At 31.6% G+C, this 22,894-nt stretch carries 18 protein-coding genes; 11 read left to right on the top strand and 7 right to left on the bottom strand.

Annotated features, from left to right (window positions below):
* Position 1: 1 nt before the first annotated feature.
* From MBM09_RS07225 to acs, 3 genes are read left to right on the top strand one after another with little or no spacing between them, the layout of a single operon-like run.
* Positions 2-217: a hypothetical protein gene (locus MBM09_RS07225; RefSeq protein ID WP_238676179.1), complete on the top strand. Its 216-nt coding sequence runs from the start codon at positions 2-4 to the stop codon at positions 215-217.
* A gap of 5 nt (positions 218-222) precedes the next feature.
* Entirely contained in the window at positions 223-2,118 is a 1,896-nt protein-coding gene (locus MBM09_RS07230; protein ID WP_238676180.1) for an acetate--CoA ligase, read from the top strand.
* Positions 2,119-2,137: 19 nt separating this feature from the next.
* Positions 2,138-4,045 carry an acetate--CoA ligase gene (gene acs / locus MBM09_RS07235; protein ID WP_238676181.1) on the top strand — a complete coding sequence of 636 codons (1,908 nt, stop codon included), beginning with the start codon at positions 2,138-2,140 and terminating at the stop codon, positions 4,043-4,045.
* A gap of 48 nt (positions 4,046-4,093) precedes the next feature.
* Here the strand turns inward: acs and MBM09_RS07240 are convergent, their stop codons facing one another.
* Positions 4,094-5,572: a helix-turn-helix domain-containing protein gene (locus MBM09_RS07240; protein WP_238676182.1), complete on the bottom strand. Its 1,479-nt coding sequence runs from the start codon at positions 5,570-5,572 to the stop codon at positions 4,094-4,096.
* Positions 5,573-5,700: 128 nt separating this feature from the next.
* Between MBM09_RS07240 and aceB the strand changes: the two genes are divergently transcribed.
* Both aceB and MBM09_RS07250 read left to right on the top strand, forming a co-directional pair.
* Positions 5,701-7,299: a malate synthase A gene (aceB, locus tag MBM09_RS07245; protein ID WP_238676183.1), complete on the top strand. Its 1,599-nt coding sequence runs from the start codon at positions 5,701-5,703 to the stop codon at positions 7,297-7,299.
* Positions 7,300-7,382: 83 nt separating this feature from the next.
* Positions 7,383-9,014 (top strand): isocitrate lyase, encoded by a 1,632-nt coding sequence (locus tag MBM09_RS07250; protein WP_238676184.1) that lies wholly within the window; start codon positions 7,383-7,385, stop codon positions 9,012-9,014.
* A 115-nt stretch (positions 9,015-9,129) separates the two neighbouring features.
* On the opposite strand, the gene MBM09_RS07255 is transcribed toward MBM09_RS07250, so the two are convergent.
* The 4 genes from MBM09_RS07255 to MBM09_RS07270 form a co-directional block, all read right to left on the bottom strand.
* Positions 9,130-9,789, bottom strand: a complete 660-nt coding sequence (locus tag MBM09_RS07255) for a PolC-type DNA polymerase III (protein ID WP_238676185.1) — start codon at positions 9,787-9,789, stop codon at positions 9,130-9,132.
* A gap of 2 nt (positions 9,790-9,791) precedes the next feature.
* Positions 9,792-11,693 (bottom strand): DUF294 nucleotidyltransferase-like domain-containing protein, encoded by a 1,902-nt coding sequence (locus MBM09_RS07260; protein ID WP_238676186.1) that lies wholly within the window; start codon positions 11,691-11,693, stop codon positions 9,792-9,794.
* Positions 11,694-11,870: 177 nt separating this feature from the next.
* Positions 11,871-12,536, bottom strand: coding sequence for a 3'-5' exonuclease (locus MBM09_RS07265; RefSeq protein WP_238676187.1), 666 nt, complete (start codon positions 12,534-12,536; stop codon positions 11,871-11,873).
* A complete protein-coding gene (locus tag MBM09_RS07270; protein ID WP_238676188.1) occupies positions 12,537-14,453 on the bottom strand; it encodes a DUF294 nucleotidyltransferase-like domain-containing protein in 1,917 nt (638 codons plus the stop codon).
* A gap of 180 nt (positions 14,454-14,633) precedes the next feature.
* Between MBM09_RS07270 and MBM09_RS07275 the strand changes: the two genes are divergently transcribed.
* Both MBM09_RS07275 and MBM09_RS07280 read left to right on the top strand, forming a co-directional pair.
* The gene (locus MBM09_RS07275; RefSeq protein ID WP_238676189.1) at positions 14,634-16,406 is read left to right on the top strand and encodes an ABC transporter ATP-binding protein; all 1,773 of its coding nucleotides are present in this window, start codon (positions 14,634-14,636) and stop codon (positions 16,404-16,406) included.
* A 6-nt stretch (positions 16,407-16,412) separates the two neighbouring features.
* Positions 16,413-16,931 carry a DinB family protein gene (locus tag MBM09_RS07280; RefSeq protein ID WP_238676190.1) on the top strand — a complete coding sequence of 173 codons (519 nt, stop codon included), beginning with the start codon at positions 16,413-16,415 and terminating at the stop codon, positions 16,929-16,931.
* Here MBM09_RS07280 and MBM09_RS07285 read toward each other — a convergent pair.
* Positions 16,922-18,121, bottom strand: a complete 1,200-nt coding sequence (locus MBM09_RS07285) for a multidrug effflux MFS transporter (RefSeq protein ID WP_238676191.1) — start codon at positions 18,119-18,121, stop codon at positions 16,922-16,924. The genes MBM09_RS07280 and MBM09_RS07285 overlap by 10 nt on opposite strands.
* Before the next feature lie 98 nt (positions 18,122-18,219).
* Here MBM09_RS07285 and MBM09_RS07290 point away from each other — a divergent pair, with 98 nt between their 5' ends.
* The 4 genes from MBM09_RS07290 (at position 18,220) to MBM09_RS07305 (ending at position 21,448) form a co-directional block, all read left to right on the top strand.
* Complete coding sequence (locus MBM09_RS07290) at positions 18,220-18,807, top strand: Crp/Fnr family transcriptional regulator (RefSeq protein WP_238676192.1); 588 nt, start codon at positions 18,220-18,222, stop codon at positions 18,805-18,807.
* A gap of 106 nt (positions 18,808-18,913) precedes the next feature.
* Positions 18,914-19,492, top strand: a complete 579-nt coding sequence (locus tag MBM09_RS07295; protein ID WP_238676193.1) for a YceI family protein — start codon at positions 18,914-18,916, stop codon at positions 19,490-19,492.
* Between the two features lie 171 nt (positions 19,493-19,663).
* Positions 19,664-20,272 carry a DEAD/DEAH box helicase gene (locus tag MBM09_RS07300; RefSeq protein WP_238676194.1) on the top strand — a complete coding sequence of 203 codons (609 nt, stop codon included), beginning with the start codon at positions 19,664-19,666 and terminating at the stop codon, positions 20,270-20,272.
* An 84-nt stretch (positions 20,273-20,356) separates the two neighbouring features.
* The gene (locus MBM09_RS07305) at positions 20,357-21,448 is read left to right on the top strand and encodes an amidohydrolase family protein (protein ID WP_238676195.1); all 1,092 of its coding nucleotides are present in this window, start codon (positions 20,357-20,359) and stop codon (positions 21,446-21,448) included.
* On the opposite strand, the gene MBM09_RS07310 is transcribed toward MBM09_RS07305, so the two are convergent.
* Positions 21,438-22,790, bottom strand: a complete 1,353-nt coding sequence (locus MBM09_RS07310; RefSeq protein ID WP_238676196.1) for an AGE family epimerase/isomerase — start codon at positions 22,788-22,790, stop codon at positions 21,438-21,440. The two genes, MBM09_RS07305 and MBM09_RS07310, sit on opposite strands and share 11 nt — an antisense overlap.
* Positions 22,791-22,894: the final 104 nt, after the last annotated feature.

Here is a 22,894-nt window from a genome sequence, read left to right on the forward strand (position 1 = left end):
CATGAAATTTCGTATCAATCCTTTAGCATCAGATATTATTATAAGTATCTATGTTATAGTTACACTTTATTTAAGGTTTAAATTCGAAGGTCAAACCTATACAAGTCCTATGCTTTCAATAGTTATGGGAATTTGTTTTGTAGTTATTATTTGGGTGCTTATCAAGCTGAAAATACTTAATCCAAATTGGTTTGGACTACTAAAATCTAAAAAATAGTAGTCATGAATTACCAAGAATTTTACAAAAAAAGCCTGAAACATCCAGAACAATTTTGGAATCGACAAGCTCAACAATTAGATTGGTTTAAAAAACCAGAAACCATTTTGTCTAAAAACAAATATGATTATTTTCAATGGTTTGAAGATGGGCAACTTAACTTAAGTTACTTGTGTATAGACAAGCATGTTGAAGATGGTTTTGGAGAGCAAGATGCAATCATTTATGATTCTCCAGTTACAAATACAAAAAAGCATATTAGCTTTAATCAATTACAAGATGAAGTTTCTAAGCTAGCAGGTGGATTACAAAGTTTAGGTTTAAAAAAAGGCGATACATGTATTATTTACATGCCTATGATTCCACAGGCTTTGTATGCTATGTTAGCATGTGTTAGAATAGGTGTAATTCATTCGGTTGTATTTGGCGGATTTGCTCCACACGAACTAGCAATTCGTATTGATGATTGTAATCCTAAAGTAATTATAACTGCGTCAAACGGAATTGAAATAGAACGTATTATTCCATACAAACCATTTGTAGATGAAGCCATCACTAAAGCTAATAAAAAGCCAGAACATGTTATTGTTTTTGATAGAGAATTAGGTGTTGATATACCTAATAAAGCTTATGATGTAGACTATCAAACATTAGTTGAAAATTCACCTTTAGTTAAAGCTGTTAGTGTAGAATCTACCCATCCATCCTATATTTTATATACCTCTGGCACCACAGGAACTCCAAAAGGTATTATTAGAGATACAGGTGGTTATGCAACAGCTTTAAAATTTTCAATGAAATATGTGTATGGTGTAGATGAAGGAGATACGTTTTGGGCAGCAAGCGATGTGGGTTGGGTTGTAGGGCATAGTTATATTGTTTATGGACCTTTATTAAACCGTAATACGACTATTCTTTTTGAAGGCAAACCTATTAAAACTCCAGATTCTTCTACCTTTTGGCGAGTTATTAGTGAGCATAATGTAAAAGTCATGTTTACTGCTCCAACAGCTATTCGAGCTATAAAAAAAGAAGATCCTACAGGACACATGTTAAAGCGTTTTGATTTATCTTGTTTAAAATACCAGTTTTTAGCAGGAGAACGTTGCGATGTGGCTACTTTAAATTGGACAGAAGAAAAGCTTAATGTTCCAGTAATTGACCATTGGTGGCAAACAGAAAGTGGTTGGCCAATGTTAGCAAACATGGTTGGAGTTGACTTACAGGAGGTCAAACCTGGATCTGCTACCTTTCCTGTATGTGGTTATGATATTCAAATTTTAAATGAAGAAGGCGAAGAAGTAGAGAATAACATTGAAGGTTATGTTGCAGTAAAATTACCGTTACCACCAGGAACATTAACAAGTCTTTGGGGAAATCCGGAGCGTTTTAAATCTGGTTATCTAGATCGTTTTCTAGGTTATTATTTTTCAGGAGATGGTGGTTATAAAGACGAAGATGGATATGTTTTTATTACCGGTCGTGTAGATGATATAATTAATGTTGCAGGACACAGATTATCTACTGCAGAAATGGAAGAAATTGTAGCTTCACATAAAGCTGTAGCAGAATGTGCAGTATTTGGTGTGCATTGCGAAATTAAAGGTCAGAAACCATTAGGTTTAGTAGTTTTGAAATCAGGTGAACCTGCAGATGAAAAAACTATTCGATCAGAAATAATTCAAGAAGTGCGTCAAGAAATTGGTGCTGTAGCTTCCTTTAAAGATGTACTTGTAGTTAATCGATTGCCAAAAACGCGAAGTGGAAAAATTCTTCGTAAATTACTGCGTAATATCGCAGATGAACAACAGTACAACATACCATCAACAATTGATGATACTGCAATTATAAACGAAATAAAATCTGTCTATATTAACCATCATATTGGAATTCACAAATAAAATTTTAAACTAACAAATTATGAGTAATTATCACATAAAACATTTAGAAGAATACTACCAAGTCTATAGAAAATCCGTACGTAATCCAGAAAATTTCTGGGAAGAAATTGCTGAAGAGCATTTTATGTGGCGTAAGAAATGGAACAACGTATTGAGTTGGGACTTTACTAAGCCAGAAGTTAAATGGTTTGAAGGCGCAAAACTAAACATTACAGAAAACTGTATAGACAGGCATTTGTACACCAGAGGAGATAAAACAGCTATCATTTTTGAGTCAAATAGTCCAGACGAAAAAGCATTGCATATCACTTACAGAGAGCTTCATGAAAGAGTATGTAAATTTGCTAATGTACTTAAAGAAAGTGGGGTAGGTAAAGGCGATAGAGTTTGTATTTACTTACCAATGATTCCAGAACTAGCTGTTTCTGTTCTGGCTTGTGCACGTATTGGTGCTATACATTCTGTAGTTTTTGCAGGATTTTCATCTACAGCATTAGCAACCAGAATTAATGATTGTGATTGCAAAATGGTTATTACAAGCGATGGATCTTATCGAGGAGCAAAAAGCATCGATTTGAAAGGTATAGTTGATGATGCTTTAGAAGAGTGTCCGGGTGTAGAAACTGTATTGGTTGCAAAACGAATTAATTCAGAAATTAGCATGAAAGCAGGTCGTGATAAATGGCTACAACCTTTATTAGATAATGCATCACATGAATGTGCTCCTGAAATAATGGATGCTGAAGATCCTTTATTTATTTTATATACTTCTGGTTCTACAGGAAAACCAAAAGGAATGGTGCATAGTACAGCTGGTTATATGGTTTATACAGCCTATACATTTAAAAACGTATTTCAATATAAAGAAGAAGATGTATATTGGTGTACAGCAGATATAGGTTGGATTACAGGGCATAGTTATATAGTCTATGGACCATTATGTAATGGTGCTACAACAGTTATGTTTGAAGGTGTTCCAAGTTATCCGGATTTCGGACGTTTTTGGGAAATTGTAGCAAAGCATAAAGTAAATCAATTCTATACGGCGCCAACAGCAATTCGTGCCTTAGCAAAAGAAGGAGTAGAGCATTTAGAAAAGCACGATTTATCCTCTTTAAAAGTGTTAGGGACCGTTGGTGAACCTATAAATGAAGAGGCTTGGCATTGGTATGATGATAATGTTGGGAAGAAAAAATCTCCTATTGTGGATACATGGTGGCAAACCGAAACAGGAGGTATTATGATTACACCAATTGCATTTGCTACACCTACAAAGCCTACTTATGCAACGCTTCCGTTTATTGGAATCCAACCAGCGTTAATGGATGAGCAAGGACAAGAAATAAAAGGAAATCAAGTAGATGGTCGTTTGTGTATTAAATTCCCTTGGCCTAGTATGGCAAGAACTATTTGGGGAAATCATCAGCGTTATAAAGACACATATTTTTCGGCATTTGAAAATATGTATTTTACAGGTGATGGAGCGTTAAGAGACGAAGTAGGTTATTATAGAATTACAGGACGTGTAGATGATGTTATTATTGTGTCTGGTCATAATTTAGGTACAGCGCCAATTGAAGATGCTATTAATGAGCATCCAGCTGTTGCAGAAAGTGCTATTGTAGGTTTTCCTCATGATATCAAAGGAAATGCTTTATATGGTTATGTAACCCTTAAAGAAACAGGTGAAAGTAGAGATCATGATAATTTACGAAAAGAAATTAATCAGATTATTACAGAACAAATAGGACCCATTGCTAAACTAGATAAAATCCAGTTTACTAATGGATTGCCCAAAACTCGAAGCGGAAAAATTATGCGTCGTATTTTGCGTAAAATAGCCCATAAGGATACTAGTAATTTAGGTGATACTAGTACACTTTTAAATCCAGAAGTTGTTCAGGATATTATGGATAATGCATTATAATTTTATTAGTAGTTTAAATAAAAACGTGGCTAAATTAGCCACGTTTTTTTATTTACTAAATTTTTTAGTCAATTCATCTACTACATTTTCAGTTTGTAGATTTTTAGCTTCTTTTTCCAAAACAATTGGGGGTGCTTTTCGTTCTTTGCAATTAGCAATTGCACAGCGTTCGCAGGTTACGCCAACATCAAGCGATTTTATGGTTTTATCATTAATAAATGAGATTTTATTCTTAAGCTGTCTATTAATTAATAACCCTATACTGATACTTCTGTAATGATTATCCTTAAACGGGTCTTTAGTGGCAGAAGAGAGTACTAAATATTGAAAATTATCTTCTGGATAATTAGAAATCTGAATATCGAATACATGGTCTTCTTTTCCTTTGCTAATATCTTGTAATACCTTTAGTGAAATCCAGCGTCTGCAATACTTTTCATTTACTTCGTTAGCTCTTGGTGATTGCTGATGAGCTAAATGCAGTTCTTTTTTTAACTGAAACTTATCGCTCCCTTTTTTATAAGTAAAACGCAAAAAGAACAGGTTTAAAAGATTAAAATCTTTTGGAATAATGTTTGTTAACCGTTGGTATAGTGACTCAGGAGAAGCATTATAGGAGTTCATAATATCAATAAAATTTTGCTTCTCAAATGTTTCTTTTGCAAATAATTCTGTTAATTGTTTGGTAAGTGATTCACGTGGAATAATTAGTGCTCCGGCAAAGTAAGAGGCGTAAAAGTTATTAATGACCTGATCGAAATTTTTAAATTTTATCCAAGAGAATGTGTATAAACGTTCTTCTATATTTAGAAAATTATAAGCTATTTCTTTAGCGTAAATAAATGTGCGTTGCGCATCGTCTATGTGGTTTGCTAATAATAATATCTTCTTTTTTGGAATAAAAACTGAACGTAAATTATCTAATTCTTTATGTGTATCTAACTCTTTGTTGTTTATTGTGTATCCATATTCTTCAATAAGAATTTCTTCCAATTCTTTAGAGCTAATAGGTTTGGAGAGATCTATGTGATACGCTTTAGCAAATGATAATACATCTTGTTCAAGATTATCAAAATAATTATTATTTGCTTGTTGATAGGAGCGTACAGATGCTAAATAAAAATTCTCCTTGCTAAAATTATAGTGTTGAGCTATTTCTATAATAGTACTAATGAAAGCGTTTACCTTTGCTGGTGCATTTGCAACTATATCAATTAAGTTACTTTCCTTAATTCCAAATAATTCCAAAGGAATTTCTTTTAGCACTTTAGATTGCAATAGTTCGCCAATTGGAGCTAAATTCTTGTCTAGCTTAAGTGATACAAAATGATCATAAGGTACATCCAGCTTATCAGATAATATGGCGATTTTATCTGTTTTAGGATATTTTTTTCCTTTTTCAATTTCGTTTAAATATGATTTTGATAATCCTGTAAGCTTTGATAATCCAAATAACGAGAGATCTTTGTCAGTTCGTATTTGTTTGAGTTTTAGCCCAAATATTAGTTTTATATAGTCTTCTTCCATAATTTAAAAACAAAGATAATAAAATTTGCGAATATAGTTTAAAAAGTGGATTTTTAATATTTAGCGAACGTTCGCTTGTTTTTTTCAAAACTTTGTTTTAATATTGTCACAACAAAAACAATTCAGTTATGCAAAATCCAATATTAACAAATTCTAAATTGCAGTTTTCTAAAGATGTTGCGCAATATTATCCAGAAGTAATTACTGATGGTGCCAAAGAATTTCTAATTGAACTACACAAAAATTTTAATTCTAAAAGATTAGAATTATTAGAAAGACGAAAACAACAACAAGTTTTATTTGATAAGGGGGGCTTTCCAGAATTTCCTCGCGAAACTAAATCGATAAGAGAAGGGGACTGGGTTGCTGGTTCTATTCCAAAAGATTTATTAGATAGACGAATAGAAATAACAGGACCTGTTGATAGAAAAATGGTTATTAACGCTTTAAATTCTGGAGCAAAAACTTTTATGGCTGATTTTGAAGATAGTAATTCGCCAACTTGGAGTAACACCATTGAAGGTCAGTATAACTTAATAGATGCTAATAAAAGAACACTTTCTTTTTTTGATGTTAACAAAGAAAAAAGCTATAAGTTAAATAATGAAGTAGCAGTATTGTTGGTTAGACCCAGAGGTTTACATTTAAATGAGCGTCATATTTTAATTAATGAAGAAGAAACCTCAGGAAGTCTAGTGGATTTTGGATTGTATGTATTCCATAATACTAAAACCATGCTTGAGAATAATACAGCTCCATATTTTTATTTACCAAAACTAGAACATTATCTAGAAGCTCGATGGTGGAATGAGGTTTTTGAGTTTGCACAAGAGTATATAGGAGTGCCTAAAGGAACTTTTAAAGCAACAGTTTTAATTGAAACAATTACTGCTAGTTTTCAGTTGGATGAAATAATATATGAGCTTAAAGACCACATAGTAGGACTAAATTGTGGGCGTTGGGATTACATTTTTTCTTATATCAAAAAATTTAGAAATCATAAAGATTTTGTAGTGCCTAATCGAGATCAGGTAACCATGACTACACCTTTTATGGCTGCTTACTCAAAATTAGTAATTCAGAGATGTCACAAAAGAGGAATTCATGCCATGGGAGGAATGGCAGCTCAAATTCCAATTAAAAACAATCCAAAAGCTAATGAAGCAGCTTTAGAAAAGGTTAGAGTTGATAAAGAACGTGAAGTTAAAAATGGGCATGATGGTACTTGGGTGGCACATCCAGCATTGGTTCAAGTAGCAATGGACGAGTTTAATAAACATATGCCAACTCCAAATCAAATTAATAAAAAGTTAGATGATTTAATAGTTACAGAACAAGATTTAATAGAGTTGCCCAAAGGAACTGTATCTGAAGCAGGGATTCGCAAGAATATAAATGTTGGTATTCTTTATCTAGAGGCTTGGTTAAAAGGCAACGGGGCAGTGGCTTTGTACAATCTTATGGAAGATGCAGCTACAGCCGAAATCTCCAGGACTCAAGTTTGGCAATGGCTAAAGAACGAAGTGGAACTCGATAATGGAAAAATATTTGACCAAGATAAATTCGCCCGAATTTTTGATGATGAGGTCGAAAAAATCATTACAGAAGTTAGTGAAGAACATATTGAAGACACCAAATTTAACGAAGCAATTACACTGTTTAAACAATTGGTAACTCAAGAGAATTTTGAAGAATTCTTAACCCTTCCAGCTTACAATTATATTTAAAAAAAATGTCTCGCAACTACGGTAATAGTCACGAGACTTAATTATCAAAATCTACAATAACCTTAATAATTAAAAACAAAATTATGAAAAATTTAGCACAAAGTAATTACGGTTCTGCAATAGAAACAGTAAGGCACCTTAAAACAAAGTATGGAAATTCTTGGAATGCAATAAACCCTGAAAGTGCCGCTAGAATGATTGTTCAAAATCAATTTAAAACAGGTTTAGATATAGCAAAGTATACAGCGGCTATTATGCGAAAAGATATGGCAGCCTATGATGCAGATTCTTCAAAATACACTCAATCTCTTGGTTGTTGGCACGGGTTTGTGGCACAACAAAAAATGATAGCTGTTAAAAAACACTATAAAACTACCAGTAAAAAATATCTTTACCTTTCTGGTTGGATGGTAGCAGCATTACGCTCTGAATTTGGACCATTACCTGATCAGTCTATGCATGAAAAAACTGCTGTTTCTGGACTTATTGAAGAAATTTATGATTTTTTAAGACAAGCAGATGCCATTGAGTTAAATGATTTATTCAGAAGACTTGAAAAAGGAGAAGATGTGCAAGACCAAATAGATAATTTTGAAACACATGTTGTGCCAATTATAGCAGATATTGATGCTGGTTTTGGTAATGAAGAAGCGACTTATTTATTAGCAAAAAAAATGATTCAAGCAGGGGCTTGCGCAATTCAAATTGAAAATCAAGTGTCTGATGCGAAACAATGTGGACATCAAGATGGTAAGGTAACCGTTCCTCATGAAGATTTTATTGCTAAGTTGAATGCGGTTAGATATGCATTTTTAGAGTTAGGCGTAGAAGATGGAGTTATTGTTGCAAGAACAGATTCTGAAGGTGCAGGATTAACTCAAAAGCTACCTGTAAGTCAGGAAGCGGGTGATATAGCGTCACAATATTTAGCATTTGTAGAAGCAGAAGAAGTAGCTATTGCAGATGCTAAAGAAGATGATGTTTTATTGAAGCGAGATGGTAAATTAGTTAGACCAACACGATTGGCAAATGGCTTGTATAAATTTAAAGAGGGCTCAAATATAGATCGAGTGGTTTTAGATTGTATTACCAGCCTTCAAAACGGTGCAGATCTTTTATGGATTGAGACTCCTACACCAGATGTTAAACAAATTGCTCATATGGTGAACCGAATTAAAGCTGTTGTGCCTAATGCTAAATTAGTTTACAATAATTCACCATCTTTTAATTGGACCTTAAACTTCCGTAATCAAGTTTATGAAGAAATGCTTGCAGAAGGTGAAAATATGACAGCCTACGACAGAAATAATTTAATGGATGTTCAATATGATGGTTCAGAATTATGCTATCGTGCAGATCAAAAAATTAAAACCTTTCAAATTGATGGGGCAAGAGATGCTGGTATTTTTCATCACTTAATTACTTTGCCAACATATCATACTACAGCATTAGAAATGAATAATTTAACAGAAGGGTATTTTGGAGAAGATGGTATGCTGGCTTATGTAAAGGGTATTCAGAGACAAGAAATTCGCAAAACGGTTTCTTGTGTTAAGCATCAAAGAATGGCAGGTTCAGACCTTGGAGATGATCACAAAACATTTTTTGCAGGAGAGAAAGCGTTAAAAGCTGGAGGTGAAAAGAATACCTCAAACCAGTTTGAAGTTGATTCTAAAAGCAATAAAGTTGATCGAAAATTAAACGTAGTTGTTTAGGTGTAAAGTAGATAATTTAAATTTTAGAAGCACCTTAAAACCACACAATTTTAATTAATAAAATGTTATGATAGGTTAAGTAGAGACACACTCAAATTTTGAGTGTGTTTTTCATTTATAATAAACCTATGCGTTTATTAGCAAACAAATCATTTAAAGATAGATTTTCTTTTTCTTTTAATTTTGCTACTATTTTTACAAATAAAAGAGCAGTTATATAGGCATCTCCAGAGGCTGTATGCCTATCGTGCATGGTAATATTAAATATTTTACTTAATTCATCAAGACTATAATGCTTATTGTCTTTAGGGTTTGTTATTTTTTTGTAAAGATGCCCAGTATCTATTGCTTTGTTTTTCAATTTAGGTAAATTCATGCGTTTTAATGCAGCATTGATCATAGCTATATCAAAAGCTGCATGGTGTGCTACTAATATGGCATTTCCTATATAATTCAAAAAATCTTCGATAGCTTTAGTTTCTTCAACTTTTGTAATATGACCTGTTTTTAATAAACCATGAATTTTAACAGTTTCTGTATTAAAAGTGTCTTGAATTAGATAGCATTCAAAGGTATCTGAAATATGAATTTTAAAATTGATTATTCCAACTGTTCCTATAGAAAGAATTTTATCTTCATTTATATTTAATCCAGTAGTTTCAGTATCAAAAGCCACAAATCGAACCGTTTCTAAATCTTTTTTTTTGTGTTTAAAACTATTTAGGTAGGTTCTATAAAAAACGGGATATTTACTATTGCGATTAAACCAATTCATGTTTACATAAACTGTGAAAGATTAAAACGTACAAGTAACAGCTCTTGAATGTTTTTAATAGGTTTGAAACAACTTTTAAGCTTCAATCTATCTGCCTTACTTAAATGGTTCAGATCTATAAATCTTCCAGAGTCATTATTTTTTAATCCTTGTTGTGTTCTAGAATGTAATAAGATTTTAAAGGCATTAATGCAGGTTTCATATAAATGTTTGTTTTGAGGTTCTAAATTTGCTAGTTTTTGGTAGCGATCTATTGTATTTGTTATGTTTTTAATGTTTTTAGATAATATCAATACACGAGCAGCGTCTACTAAAGGCATTATGGCTCTAGCTTTTATATCAAACTGGTTTTTGTGTTCGCCAGAATCCTCAACTAGAAAATTTCTAAAAAAGCTTAAAGGTGGAGGGTTTTTTAAGGCATTTTGTGCCATAAAATTTAAGAAGATTTCATAATGGTCTATAGCATCAAAAATACTTTCAGACATATCATCTACCAATTGATGATTGCCATAAACATTATCAAAATCAAAAAAGATATTACATAGCATAATTTTATCTTCATCTGGGTGTATAATCCAATCTTGAAATTGTTTTTTCCACTCAGAAACCGACAAACACCATTTTGGATTGCTACCCATCATTTCGGCAGGACAAAACTCAAAACCAACAGTATTTAATTTGTCATTTATAGCTTTTGCAAGCTTCAAAAAATAAGCTTTAACTTCAGCATTATGTTCTGCATCTTCATAAACCAGAGCGTTGTCTTGATCGGTTAATAAAAGTTGTTCCTTTCTACCTTGGCTTCCTAGTGCTAACCACGCAAAAGTAGTTGGCTGTGTCTCGCTCATTTCGGCGATGCTTAAATGAATTATTCGTTTTGTTATAGCTTCATTTATTGCTGATATAATATTGGTTACAAATGAAATAGGAATGTGTTGACTTATATAATTTGATAATAAATGATGTGCTTTTTCTCTAATTTCGTGGAGGCGAATAGCGGTTGTAGCATGTTTTATTTCTTTGATTAATACAGAAGGGTTGTTGCCATGAATTACAATAATATCATGCTCTGAAAGTATACCAATTAATTCAGAATTTACAGTACCGTCTTTTGTTATACATAAATGTGAAATCTCATGTTTTAACATGGCAATTTGCGCTTCTGCAACAGTAATATTTGGAGGAAACGTAATTACTGGCGTAGACATTATAGATTCAACTTCATCGATAATATTATAAAGACCTGTAGCAATTTTATAGCGCAAATCTTTATCTGTAATAATACCAACAGGTTGTTTATTGTTTGTTATAACTATAGAACCCACTTTGTTTTGACTCATAACTAAGGCTGCATCTTTAATTTTTGTATGAGACTTACAGGTTATTGGGTTTTTAGAGAAAGAAGCAGATTGTATCTCGGTAAAATCTGAGTTGTTTTTATGAGTAAAAGTTTCGTAAGCAAAAAGAGTTCCTTTATCTTCTTCAGAATAAGGGTTTCGAGTGTTTGTTGCGAAACTTGCAATTAAAAATTGGCTAGCTTCAGTATTATTTATGATAATTTTTTCTAATAGTTTAGATGAAATAGCATAAACTATACTTTCTTCTATTGCTTTCGCATTTAAAAGATAATTGTCTTTTCTGATTAAGGCTCTTAATCCAAAAACATCACCTTCGTCACATTGATCAACTAAAGTTTTATCATTATAAATACCTATTGCGCCATCTTTTACAACATAAAAACAATCGTTCAAGGTGTTACCTTGCTGAAATATATATTGTTCTTTTTCAAAATGCAAAACAACTACTTCTTTTGATATAGCAAATAATTCTTCAGCACTTAAAGTGTCAAAAGGAGGGAAATGCTTTAAAAAATCTAAAATACGTTCTGCAATAGTATTCTTCATCTTACTAAAATATAGAAAATTAATAGGATAAAATTTAAAAACGACTAAGTATTTGGTAAATAAATATAGTTATATAACTCGTTTAACCGCTTTAAATAAAAGAACAAAAACGAATAGAAGTTAAATATGTTTATGTTACTCTATTGTTACAGGATTTTAAGAGTATCTATTTAAAAATCATTTGCTTAATAAGTAGCCCCATTCTAAATGCTTGCGTTTATCTAATCGCGATAATATTTTTAAAAATACAATGGCTGTAATAAGTGCATCTCCACTAGCGGTATGTCTATCTACTTTAGGAACGTTAAGTTCTTTACATAAATCATCAAGCGAATACTTTTCTTTTAAACTTTCTTTATAAATAATGTGCTTGGACTTATTAAACAAAACACCAGTATCAATAAAATCATTTTTAAGTTCTCCTAAACCATGTCTTAACAGCATTTGATTTACCATAGTTTTATCAAAATTTGCATGGTGTGCAATTAAAACAGCGTCTTTTATATAATTTAAAAATACTTTTATAGCTTCTAATTCTGAAATTTTTTCTTCATATCCATTTTTCATTAAACCATGAATTTGCACAGTCTCTGGTTTAAAAATATTTTGTTCTAAATACAATTCTAGACTTTTATTTACTTCAATAGATTTCCCAGTAAATGATACAGCACCAATAGATAAAATTCTATCCTTTTTTCTATCAAAACCAGTAGTTTCAGTATCAAAAGCCACAAATCTTGTGTTTTCAATTGAGGCTTTTTTCTTGGCGTCAAATGAGTCAATATATGCCAACCAAAAATCTGGATAGTTTGTTATTTTTCTCTTTAACCTTTTAAATACCATTTACATGAAGTTTTTTAAATCGAATCGAAATTTTAATGTTTCTTGAATTTCATTAATTGGCTTAAAACAGCGTTTTAATTTTAACTTTTCTTCTTTGGTTAAAGTTTCTAATGCAATAAATTTTCCTGAGTTATTATGAAGTAAGCCTTGTTTTGCCTTAAATTTTGATAAGGCTTTAAAAGCGTAAGAACAAGATTCAAAAAGTTCTTTATTGTTTGGTTCTAATTCGGCTAGTTTTTCGTAACGCTCTGAGGTGTTATTTACACCTTTTACGTGCTTGCTTAAAATGAGTAAACGGGCTGCATCAATTAAAGGCATTAAACCTCTGCTTTTTATATTGAAAAGGTCTTTTTGTTCACCGTTTTGTTCAACTAAAAATTGTTTAAAGAATCCTAATGGCGATGGACTTTTAATAGCATCGCGACCTAAAAATTTAAAGAATAACGATGTGTTTTTTAGAGTTTTAAAAATAGTATCAGATAATTCATTAACCAACCCTTCGTCACCATAAATTCTTGAATAATCAAAAAAGATAGACGATAGCAAAACTGCTTTTTCATCAGGTTTTAAAATCCAGTTTCCAAATTGATTTTTCCATTCAGAAATCGATTTACACCATTCTGGATTGCTTGCCATCATATCGGCTTCACAATACTCAAATCCTATTTTATTTAAAGATTTGGTAACATATTTAGCAAGTTCTATAAAGTAAGCCTGAGTTTCTTCATATTTATCCTTTGCAACATCTTCAAAAACAAGTGCATTGTCTTGATCTGTAAATAACAACTGCTCTTTTCTACCTTGGCTACCTAAGGCTAACCATGAAAATTTAACAGGAGGAGGTGTAGGCATTTTCAGTAAAGCAATTTCTATAGCACGAAATGTAACCGCATCGTTAATTTGAGAAATTACTTTTATAATATGCGTTAATGGAATGTTTTGCTCAAGGTAACTTTTAAGTAATGTATTTCCTTTTAAACGAACTGTACGCAGCTTTTTAGTACGTGTTGCACGCTTTATTTCTTTTAAAATCACTGTTGGATTATTACCTAAAGTTACCAAAACATCGTGGTGTGATAATACCCCAACAAGTTTAGAATTTACAGTACCATCCTTTGTAATACATAAATGCCCAATATTATGTTTTATCATTTGCAATTGTCCATCTGCAATGGTTAAATCTTTTCTGCTAGTTATAACCGGTGAACTCATAATATTGGTTACAGATGTTTCAATAGGATATTTTCCAGTGGCTATTTTATTTTTTATATCACTATTAGTAATAATACCAACTGGCTTTTTTTCTTTATCTATAACAATTATACATCCAATTTTAAGTGCACTCATTTTTATAGCAGCATCGCGTAACATTGTTTTTTCACTACAAGTAACAGGTTTTTTTGTGTAATTGGCAGTTTGAAAATTTGCAATATCTTGTGAGTTGTTAGGAAGATAATCTACAAAAATCTCATTATTTTCCCTTGTTGTATAAGAGTCGTAAGCATTAGTGGCAAAAGCTGTGATTAAATATTTATATACTTTAGAATTGTTTTCTGCCGCTAATTGAAACCCTTTTATAGGTATAGCATACACAATAGATTCTTCGTGTGCTGTGGCAGTAAGTTTATAGTTTTCCTGAGCTATTAAAGGTCTTACTCCAAATACATCACCAGTATCACTCATAGACACTATTTCTTGAATATCATTATTTGTATGGTTTAGGCTAATAGCGCCATCTCTAACCATATAAAAATGTTCGTTAAAACTGTCACCTGCTTTAAACAAAATGTCACCTTTTTCTAAATATATAATAACAACCTCTTCCGAAATCTCTAAAAGTTTATCAGACTTTAATAAATTGAAAGGAGGGTATATTTTTAGGAAATCATGAACGCGTTCTGCAATAGAGTTTTTCATTTAGGCTAAAATCATTTTATAGGCTAAAAGTATGAAAACCGCTTTTAAATTTAACACTTAATTTCGTTTGATATTGTGTTTTTTTAAAATTTAGAAATAAACTATAAAAGGTTAATATGTCATGACCTTGAGTTGTGGTATATTTATTGAATTTTAAAACCATATTCTAAAAAGCAATTCATGCGTCATTTAAAAAAACATCCTGAAAATACTGCTAAAACTAAGCCTAAAGTAACCATGTTGCAAGCATTTAAAACTATTATTTGGCCTAGGCGAAACCTGGTTTTTATTGGTTTAATCTTAATTGTTATTAGAAGTTTGGCAGGTTTGGTGTTGCCATGGCAGAGTAAAGTTTTATTAGATGATGTTGTACCTAACAAAGATTTAACACAGCTTTATTATTTAATAGGTTTTGTAATTATTGCTATTACAGTTCAAGCAGTAACATCATTTTTATTAACACGTATTTTAAGTGTTCAAGCACAATATTTAATAAGTGAGTTACGAGCACAAGTACAGAAAAAAGTATTGTCGTTACCCATAAGTTTTTTTGACAACACAAAATCTGGTGCTTTAGTATCCAGAATTATGACCGATGTTGAAGGTGTTAGAAACCTTATTGGAACTGGTTTAGTGCAATTAGTAGGTGGTTCTTTTACGGCTATAATTTCATTAATTATTTTAATAAATCTAAACCCTTGGATGACACTTTTTGTATTTGTTCCGTTATCTATATTTGGTTACATAGCATTAAGAGCCTTTAAATATATACGTCCAATTTTTAGAACCCGAGGCAAAATTAATGCTCAAGTAACAGGTAGACTTACAGAAACCTTGGCAGGTGTTCGTGTTATAAAAGCATTTAATGCAGAAGAACAAGAAAATATTGTTTTTGAAAAAGGCGTAGAAAAACTGTATCAAAACGTAAAAAAGAGCCTAACAGCAACGGCTTTTATGACAAGTTCTTCAACGTTTTTAATTGGAGTTGCAACCACAGGTATTATGGGTATTGGTGGTTATTATATGATGCAAAGTGAAATGACTACGGGTGATTTTTTATTCTTCACATTAATACTTGGGTTTATGATTGCACCGATTGTACAAATGAGTAATATTGGGAGTCAGTTAACCGAAGCTTTAGCAGGTTTAGACAGAACAGAAGAGTTGATGAATATGACTGCCGAAGAAGATAATCAAGAAAGAGATATAGAACTAAACAGTATAAAAGGTGATATTGAATTTAATGATGTATCATTTTCTTATGAAGAAGGCAAAGAAGTGCTTCATAATATTAAGTTTAAAGCACCAGCAGGTTCTGTAACTGCGTTGGTTGGAAGTTCAGGTTCTGGTAAATCAACCATAGCAGGTTTATCGGCTACATTTTTAACACCAAAATTAGGTAAAGTAACCATAGATAATCAAGATTTATCAAAAATAAAATTAAGTAGCTACCGAAAACATTTAGGTGTGGTTTTACAAGACGAATTTTTATTTGAAGGCACCATTAAGGAAAATATTATGTTTCCAAGACCAAATGCTACCGAAGCAGAATTACAAAAGGCTGTTAAAGCAGCTTATGTTAATGAATTTACCGATAGATTTGAAGATGGATTAGATACACTAATAGGAGAACGCGGAGTAAAGCTTTCTGGTGGTCAGCGTCAACGATTAGCCATAGCAAGAGCTATTTTAGCAAACCCAAAAATTATAATTTTAGACGAAGCTACTTCGAGTTTAGATACTCAAAGCGAAGCTTTAATACAAAAAAGTTTAGCAGAACTTATTAAAGATAGAACAACTATTGTAATTGCTCACCGTTTAAGCACTATTAGAAAAGCAGATCAAATTTTAGTGATTGAATCTGGAAATATTGTAGAACGCGGTACGCACGAGGAATTAATTGCTAAAGAAGGCAGATATTACGATTTATATACGTACCAAGCTAAGATTTAAATATTTATGACAACAAAAGAATTAACTCTAGAAGAATTTAATCCGTTTTATAGTACATATATAAACGTGATCCCCAAAGAATTAAATTTAATAGATGGATTTGAAATAGGTTTCAAAAATGTTTTAGGCTTTTTTAAATCTATACCAGAAGATAAACTCGAATATAAATATGCCGAGGACAAATGGACTATTAAAGAAGTTTTTCAGCATATAATTGATACAGAGCGTATTTTTATGTACCGTTGTTTGCGTATTGCAAGGCAAGATAAAACACCTTTAGCCGGTTTTGAGCAAAACGATTATATCATACCGTCTAAGGCAAACAGCAAAACTATTGAAGCTTTATTAAAGGAATACCAAATAACACGTGAATATTCTATTATGCTTCTAAAAAGTTTTAGTGACGAAGATTTAAAATGTATTGGTACAGCTAGTGGTTATCCCATGTCTGCAAGAGCATCTGCATTTTCTACCATTGGTCATGAAATATGGCACATGAATATTATTAAAGAACGTTACTTATAAACAGTAATCCGCTTTAAAACAATAAAAACTAAAAGCGATAAAATACCAAAAATAGAAAACCCAATAAAAAGAGGTAAAACAGAGGTTTTTACAAAGCCACCAATGTAATTGGCTATTGGTACAGCCATTACTGTAGAAAGAAATCCGTTTATAGCAGCACCAATCCCCGCAATATGCCCCAGAGGTTGCATTGCTAAGGCTCTTAAATTTCCAAAAAGAAAACCTACTGCAAAAAATTGTAAGGCAAAAAAGCCTAATAGAACATATATACTAGGGTTTTTACCTGATGAAAATAGAATGACATATAAAATTGAAATAATAGCATAACCAATTGCTGCTGAATATGCAATGCGCATCATGCCATATTTTACCACAAAACGGCTATTTAAAAATGTAGCTAAACCTACAGAAATAGCTAAACTTGCAAAAATGTATGGAAACATATCTGCTAAGTTATATTGTTCTTGAAAAATTTGTTGCGAGGTACTTAAATATACCATAAAAGACCCAGTTATAAAACCAGAGACTAGGGTAAAAGCAACAGCTTCTTTATACTTAAAAAACTCTCTAACACCGTCAATGAATAAATGAGATGAAAACTTAATACGTTTTTCCTTAATCAATGTTTCTGGTTGACGGATCCAAAACCAAATCATGACTATAACCCCAAAAATAAGATTGAAATAAAAAACAGCTTCCCAGTTAAAAAGTTGTATAATAAATTGTCCAAGTGTAGGAGCAACAACAGGAACCAAAATAAAAAACATAACTACAATGGAAATTATTTTCGCCATATAGTCACCACTGTAAGAATCTCTTATTATAGAAAGCGCTAAACTTCTCGGAGAAGATAAACCAATACCTTGCAGTATACGTCCAATAATCATCATCTCAAAACATTTGGTAGTCACACAAATTATGCTAGCAAATATGAAAACAATAAACCCAATATAAACCATTGGTTTTCTACCAAAACTGTCGGATAATGGTCCGAAAAGAAGCTGTCCAAAGCCAAGACCTAAAAAAATCATGGTAATTAATAATTGATTATCATTTGGGTTAGTAACACCTAATGAATCACCAATTTCTGCTAATCCAGGTAATAGTGCATCAATGGATAAGGCTACAATAGACATTAATGAAGCCATTAAAGCAACAAATTCAAACTTAAAAGTGTTATTATTTTGCATGCAACAAAAGTAGAACAATTAAATGGCGTAGAAATTTAATTTTCATTTAATAACCCAATCTTATTATTACTAAATTTGATACTTAATAAAAACAATACATGAAAACACAACCGCTTTTAAATTATATTAGTAACTATGTTAGTTTAACTGCAGCTGAAGAGACTTTTTTAACATCAAAAGTCATTCATAGAAAATATCTCAAAGGTCAATATGTGTTGCAACAAGGCGATGTTTGTAAGTATCAATGTTTTGTGATTTCTGGTTGCACAAAAACATTTCATGTTGACGATCATGGGCAGGAACATATTGTAATGTTTTCAATTCAAGATTGGTGGACTTCAGATATCGGGAGTTATATCTCTCAAACACCTGCAGATTATAATATACAATGCATCGAAAAAACAGAATTAATCATGTTTCCTCATGATGTAATGGAAGAATTATATACTGAAATCCCAAAATTAGAACGATTTTTCAGAAAAATTATTGAACGTGGTTTAGTGGCTTCACAAAAACGCGTTGTTAGAAGTTTTAGCCTTTCAGCAAAAGACAGATATTTGTATTTTAGAAATCAATATCCCAAAATAGAACAACTTATTCCGCAGTACATGGTAGCTTCTTATTTAGGAATGACAAAAGAATTTTTAAGTAAGATTAAGAGTCAGTTATTGACTGAACAAAAATAAAAGTTAAACTAGTTTAACATCATTTAATAAACTACTTCATTTTAGTTTAGCCTAAAGTTTATGATTTTTGTAGTGTAAGATTTAATCAAATTTAAAAACTATAAAAATGAAAAAAACACTTAAAAATTTAGTAATTATCACTTTTGTAACACTGCTTACAGCTTCTTTTACAACTATTGATATCGAAAAAAAAGAAGTAAAAGTTGAAAACAGCAAAGTAGTATGGAAAGGTTATAAAGTAACTGGATCACACGAAGGAACAATTTCTATTAATTCTGGTACTTTGATGTTTGAAGATGATAAATTAACTGGTGGTGAGTTTGAAATAGATATGACATCTATTAACACCACAGATTTAGAAGGCGAATATAAAGATAAGCTTGATGGTCATTTAAAATCTGATGATTTCTTTGGTATAGAAACGTATCCAACAGCAACTTTAGTTTTTAAAAATGTGACATCTTCAGGAAAAAATGCATACAACGTAACAGGAGATTTAACGGTTAAAGGAAAAACAAATCCTGTAAGTTTTACAATTTCAATTTATGGAAATAAAGCTACAGCTTCTTTAAAAGTTGATAGAACAAAATATGATGTACGCTACGGGTCTACTAGTTTTTTCGATAACTTAAAAGACAAAGCTATTTACGATGAGTTTGATTTAGTAGCAGATTTAGAATTTTAAATATAACTCTAGATAAAATACTTTTTAGAGATTAAATAAATTGCTTCTATGAAAAGAAAAAATGATTAGTAGCATAATTAGGACACTCAGAAATGAGTGTCTTTTTTTTATATAGTTTTACTTAGACTTTTTAAGCCCTATATTTGTTGGCTTATAAAAATGTATAGCTCTATGTCATTCAAAAAACTCATTGAACCTTTAAAAGATTCACTTAAAAGTAAAGGTTTTAATGAGCCATTACCACTTCAAAAACAAATTCTATCTAAAATAAAAGGAGGGGCGAGTTTATTTGTTATGGCTCCAAAAGATTCAGGAAAAACAACAAGTATTGTAATAAGTGTCATTCAAAAATTAAAAAATGCTTTTGAAGATGCCCCTAGAGCACTAATTTTTGTAAAAGACAAGCAAGCTGCACTAGATTTAGAATTAGAGTTTAATGCTTTTAAAAGAGGTACAGATTTAAGAATATATTGTGCGTATGATGAGCATAATATTGACACACAACGCGATGAAATTTATGATGGAGTAGATGTAGTTATAGCAACTCCCAAGCGTTTAAATAAAATTTTTTTTCTTAATGGTATCAACTTAAATAAACTCCAAATGTGTATTGTTGAAGATGCTAGTTTTTTATTCAGAAACAATAATCTCGCTGAGGTAACAAGAACTCCAGAAAGTATCGGAAAGTGCCAATATTTAGTATTTTCTGATAAATTTGATGCACGTTTTGAGCGTTGGCAAGAATCTTTCATGTACAACGCACAAGTTATTAAGCTTTAGTTTAGGTTGTTAAACCCATCATAAAGTTTTGGTTTAGAATGTTATAGATGTTTAATTTTATAAATGAATTAAACAGCCATATTTATGTATTCAAATAAGATTACTCTAATTGTATTTGCTTTAATTTTTTCATTTGGTGTTTCGGCTCAAGAGCTGTCCTTTGAAGAATATAACCCTAAATCAACCCTAGTAGTTCCCAGTAAAATTATAAAACGCGCCAAATTTCCTTTTATAGATATACATGGACATCAATATAGAATGCCAACACAAGATTTAGAGCCAGTTATAGCCGCAATGGATACTCTAAATATGCAAATCATGGTGAATTTAAGTGGTCGTTCTGGTGACCAATTGCAACAATCTGTAAAAAATATAGCAGACCATTATCCAAATCGTTTCGTGGTGTTTGCTAATGTAAATTTTGATGGAGTAGGTGCAGAAGGTTGGATAGAAAAAACCGTAAATCAGTTAAAAGATGATGTGAAAAATGGCGCTAGAGGATTAAAAGTTTACAAAAGCCTTGGCATGTATAACAAAGATGTTGATGGAAATAGATTAGCTATTGATGATGAACGTTTAGACCCTATTTGGAAAACCTGTGGCGATTTGGGTATTCCTGTTTTAATTCATGCGGCAGATCCTAAATCGTTTTGGGATGAATTTGATGGTGATAACGAACGTTGGCTTGAACTAAAAACGCATCCCAGAAGAAAACGAGGAGCAGATAACCCAGCACCTTGGGAACAAATAATTGCAGAACAGCATAATATGTTTAAAAAACACCCAAACACTACATTTATTAATGCCCACATGGGTTGGTTTGCTAATAATTTAGGGAAATTGGGAGAACTTCTAGATGATATGCCAAATATGAATGTGGGTATAGGTGCAATTATAGCAGAATTAGGAAGACAACCGCGTTTCGCCAAAGCTTTTTTTATTAAGTATCAAGACCGTATTTTATTTGGAAAAGATAGTTGGAAACCCGAAGAATTTCCAACGTATTTTAGAGTCTTAGAAAGTGCTGATGAATATTTCCCGTATCACAAAAAGTACCATGCGTTTTGGGCCATGTATGGTTTAGATTTACCAGACGCGGTTTTAAAAAAAGTATATTATAAGAATGCTTTACGTATTGTTCCAGGGTTGGATAAAAGCATGTTTCCTAAAAATTAGCATTGTCTTTTTTTAATATTTTAATGCAATTGGTTAAAGCTCTAAAATTATGGTAAATGCTTTTCCAAATGTGGCCTTTTAAAGCGGTTTTAGATTCTGATGATTTATCAATGCCCCATTCGTACCATCCTCCAAATTCATCATCTATAAAATAGGTTTTTGTATAGTTCCATAGATTATCAAATTGTGCTTTGTAATCTAATTCATCATCGGGGAAATAATCATTCATAATTAAAAGACTATTTAAGCCTTCGGCTTGAGCCCACCAATTTTTTTTATCATTTACTATTGAAATATTGTCATCACCTTTATAGTAATAACCACCATCATATAAACCACCAAGTTTTTTGTCAATACCATTTTTTATAGTGTGATCAACCAGAAGTTTTGCTTTTTTTAGGGTGATGGAATCATTCTTTACACCCAAAGCATGGGATGCCTCAAGCATTAAGTAGGCGATTTCAATATCATGACCAAACGATACATGATTTAAGTAATAATGCTGTTTTATGTTTTCTTTTGAGGTGTCTTGAAATGAAATAGGAGTCCAATTTGCTGTAAAAAACAGATTCATATAACCTTTATCGGTTACAATGGTATCACGTATTAGTAATAGCATTTCTTCCAAACGTTCTCTTAGCAACTCATCAGGCCATACTTCATATAAAGCGGTAAAAGCTTCCAGTAGATGAATGGAGCTGTTTTGGTCTTTATAACCAATGTCAGATGTTGATGGTTCGTCTTCTGGTCTAATAATAGGTGTTCCATCTAAATTTAAATGTTGAAAATAGCCTTTCAAATCTGCATCATGACTATGCTCTTCTAACCAATAAAAAGTTTTTTTAGCATATTCTAAAGCTTCTGGGTTTTCTGAGACTTCATATAAAGCAGCAAGACCATAAATAGCAAACGAATTTCCGTAAGCAGTTTTTTCTTGTCCGCGTCTTAAAATAGGTGTACCATCTTTTTTTACAAGGCTATAAAATCCTCCATTAATGCTATCCCACATTTTGTTTTTTAAAAAATCAAAACCATGATTTGCATACGTTAGGTAAGAACTATCTTTATATATAAATGATGCTTTTGCATTTACCCAAACATGTCTTGCTTGTGTAACGATCATTTTATTATGATTTTCTCCAATTTTAAAATCATGGGTTACATCACTGTAATAACCACCATCATCTTGATCTAAAATTAAAGGGTACCATTTATCTATTAAGTTATCTTTAGCAGCAACTTCCAATTCGGCTAAAAGTAAATCTTCAATTGGTTTTTGTTGCTTTTTACAACTTAAAAATATTACTGTAATGACACAAAAAACTAAAAAGGTTTTATTCATAATTTTATCAATTTCTCAAATAAAGATATAATAATATGTTAATTTTTAACCTCTTCTTATTAATAGTACAATAAATTAGCAAAATAGTACTAATCTCTACTTTT

It is taken from the genome of Flaviramulus sp. BrNp1-15 (genome assembly GCF_022259695.1).
In the GTDB taxonomy this organism is placed as follows: Bacteria; Bacteroidota; Bacteroidia; order Flavobacteriales; family Flavobacteriaceae; genus BrNp1-15.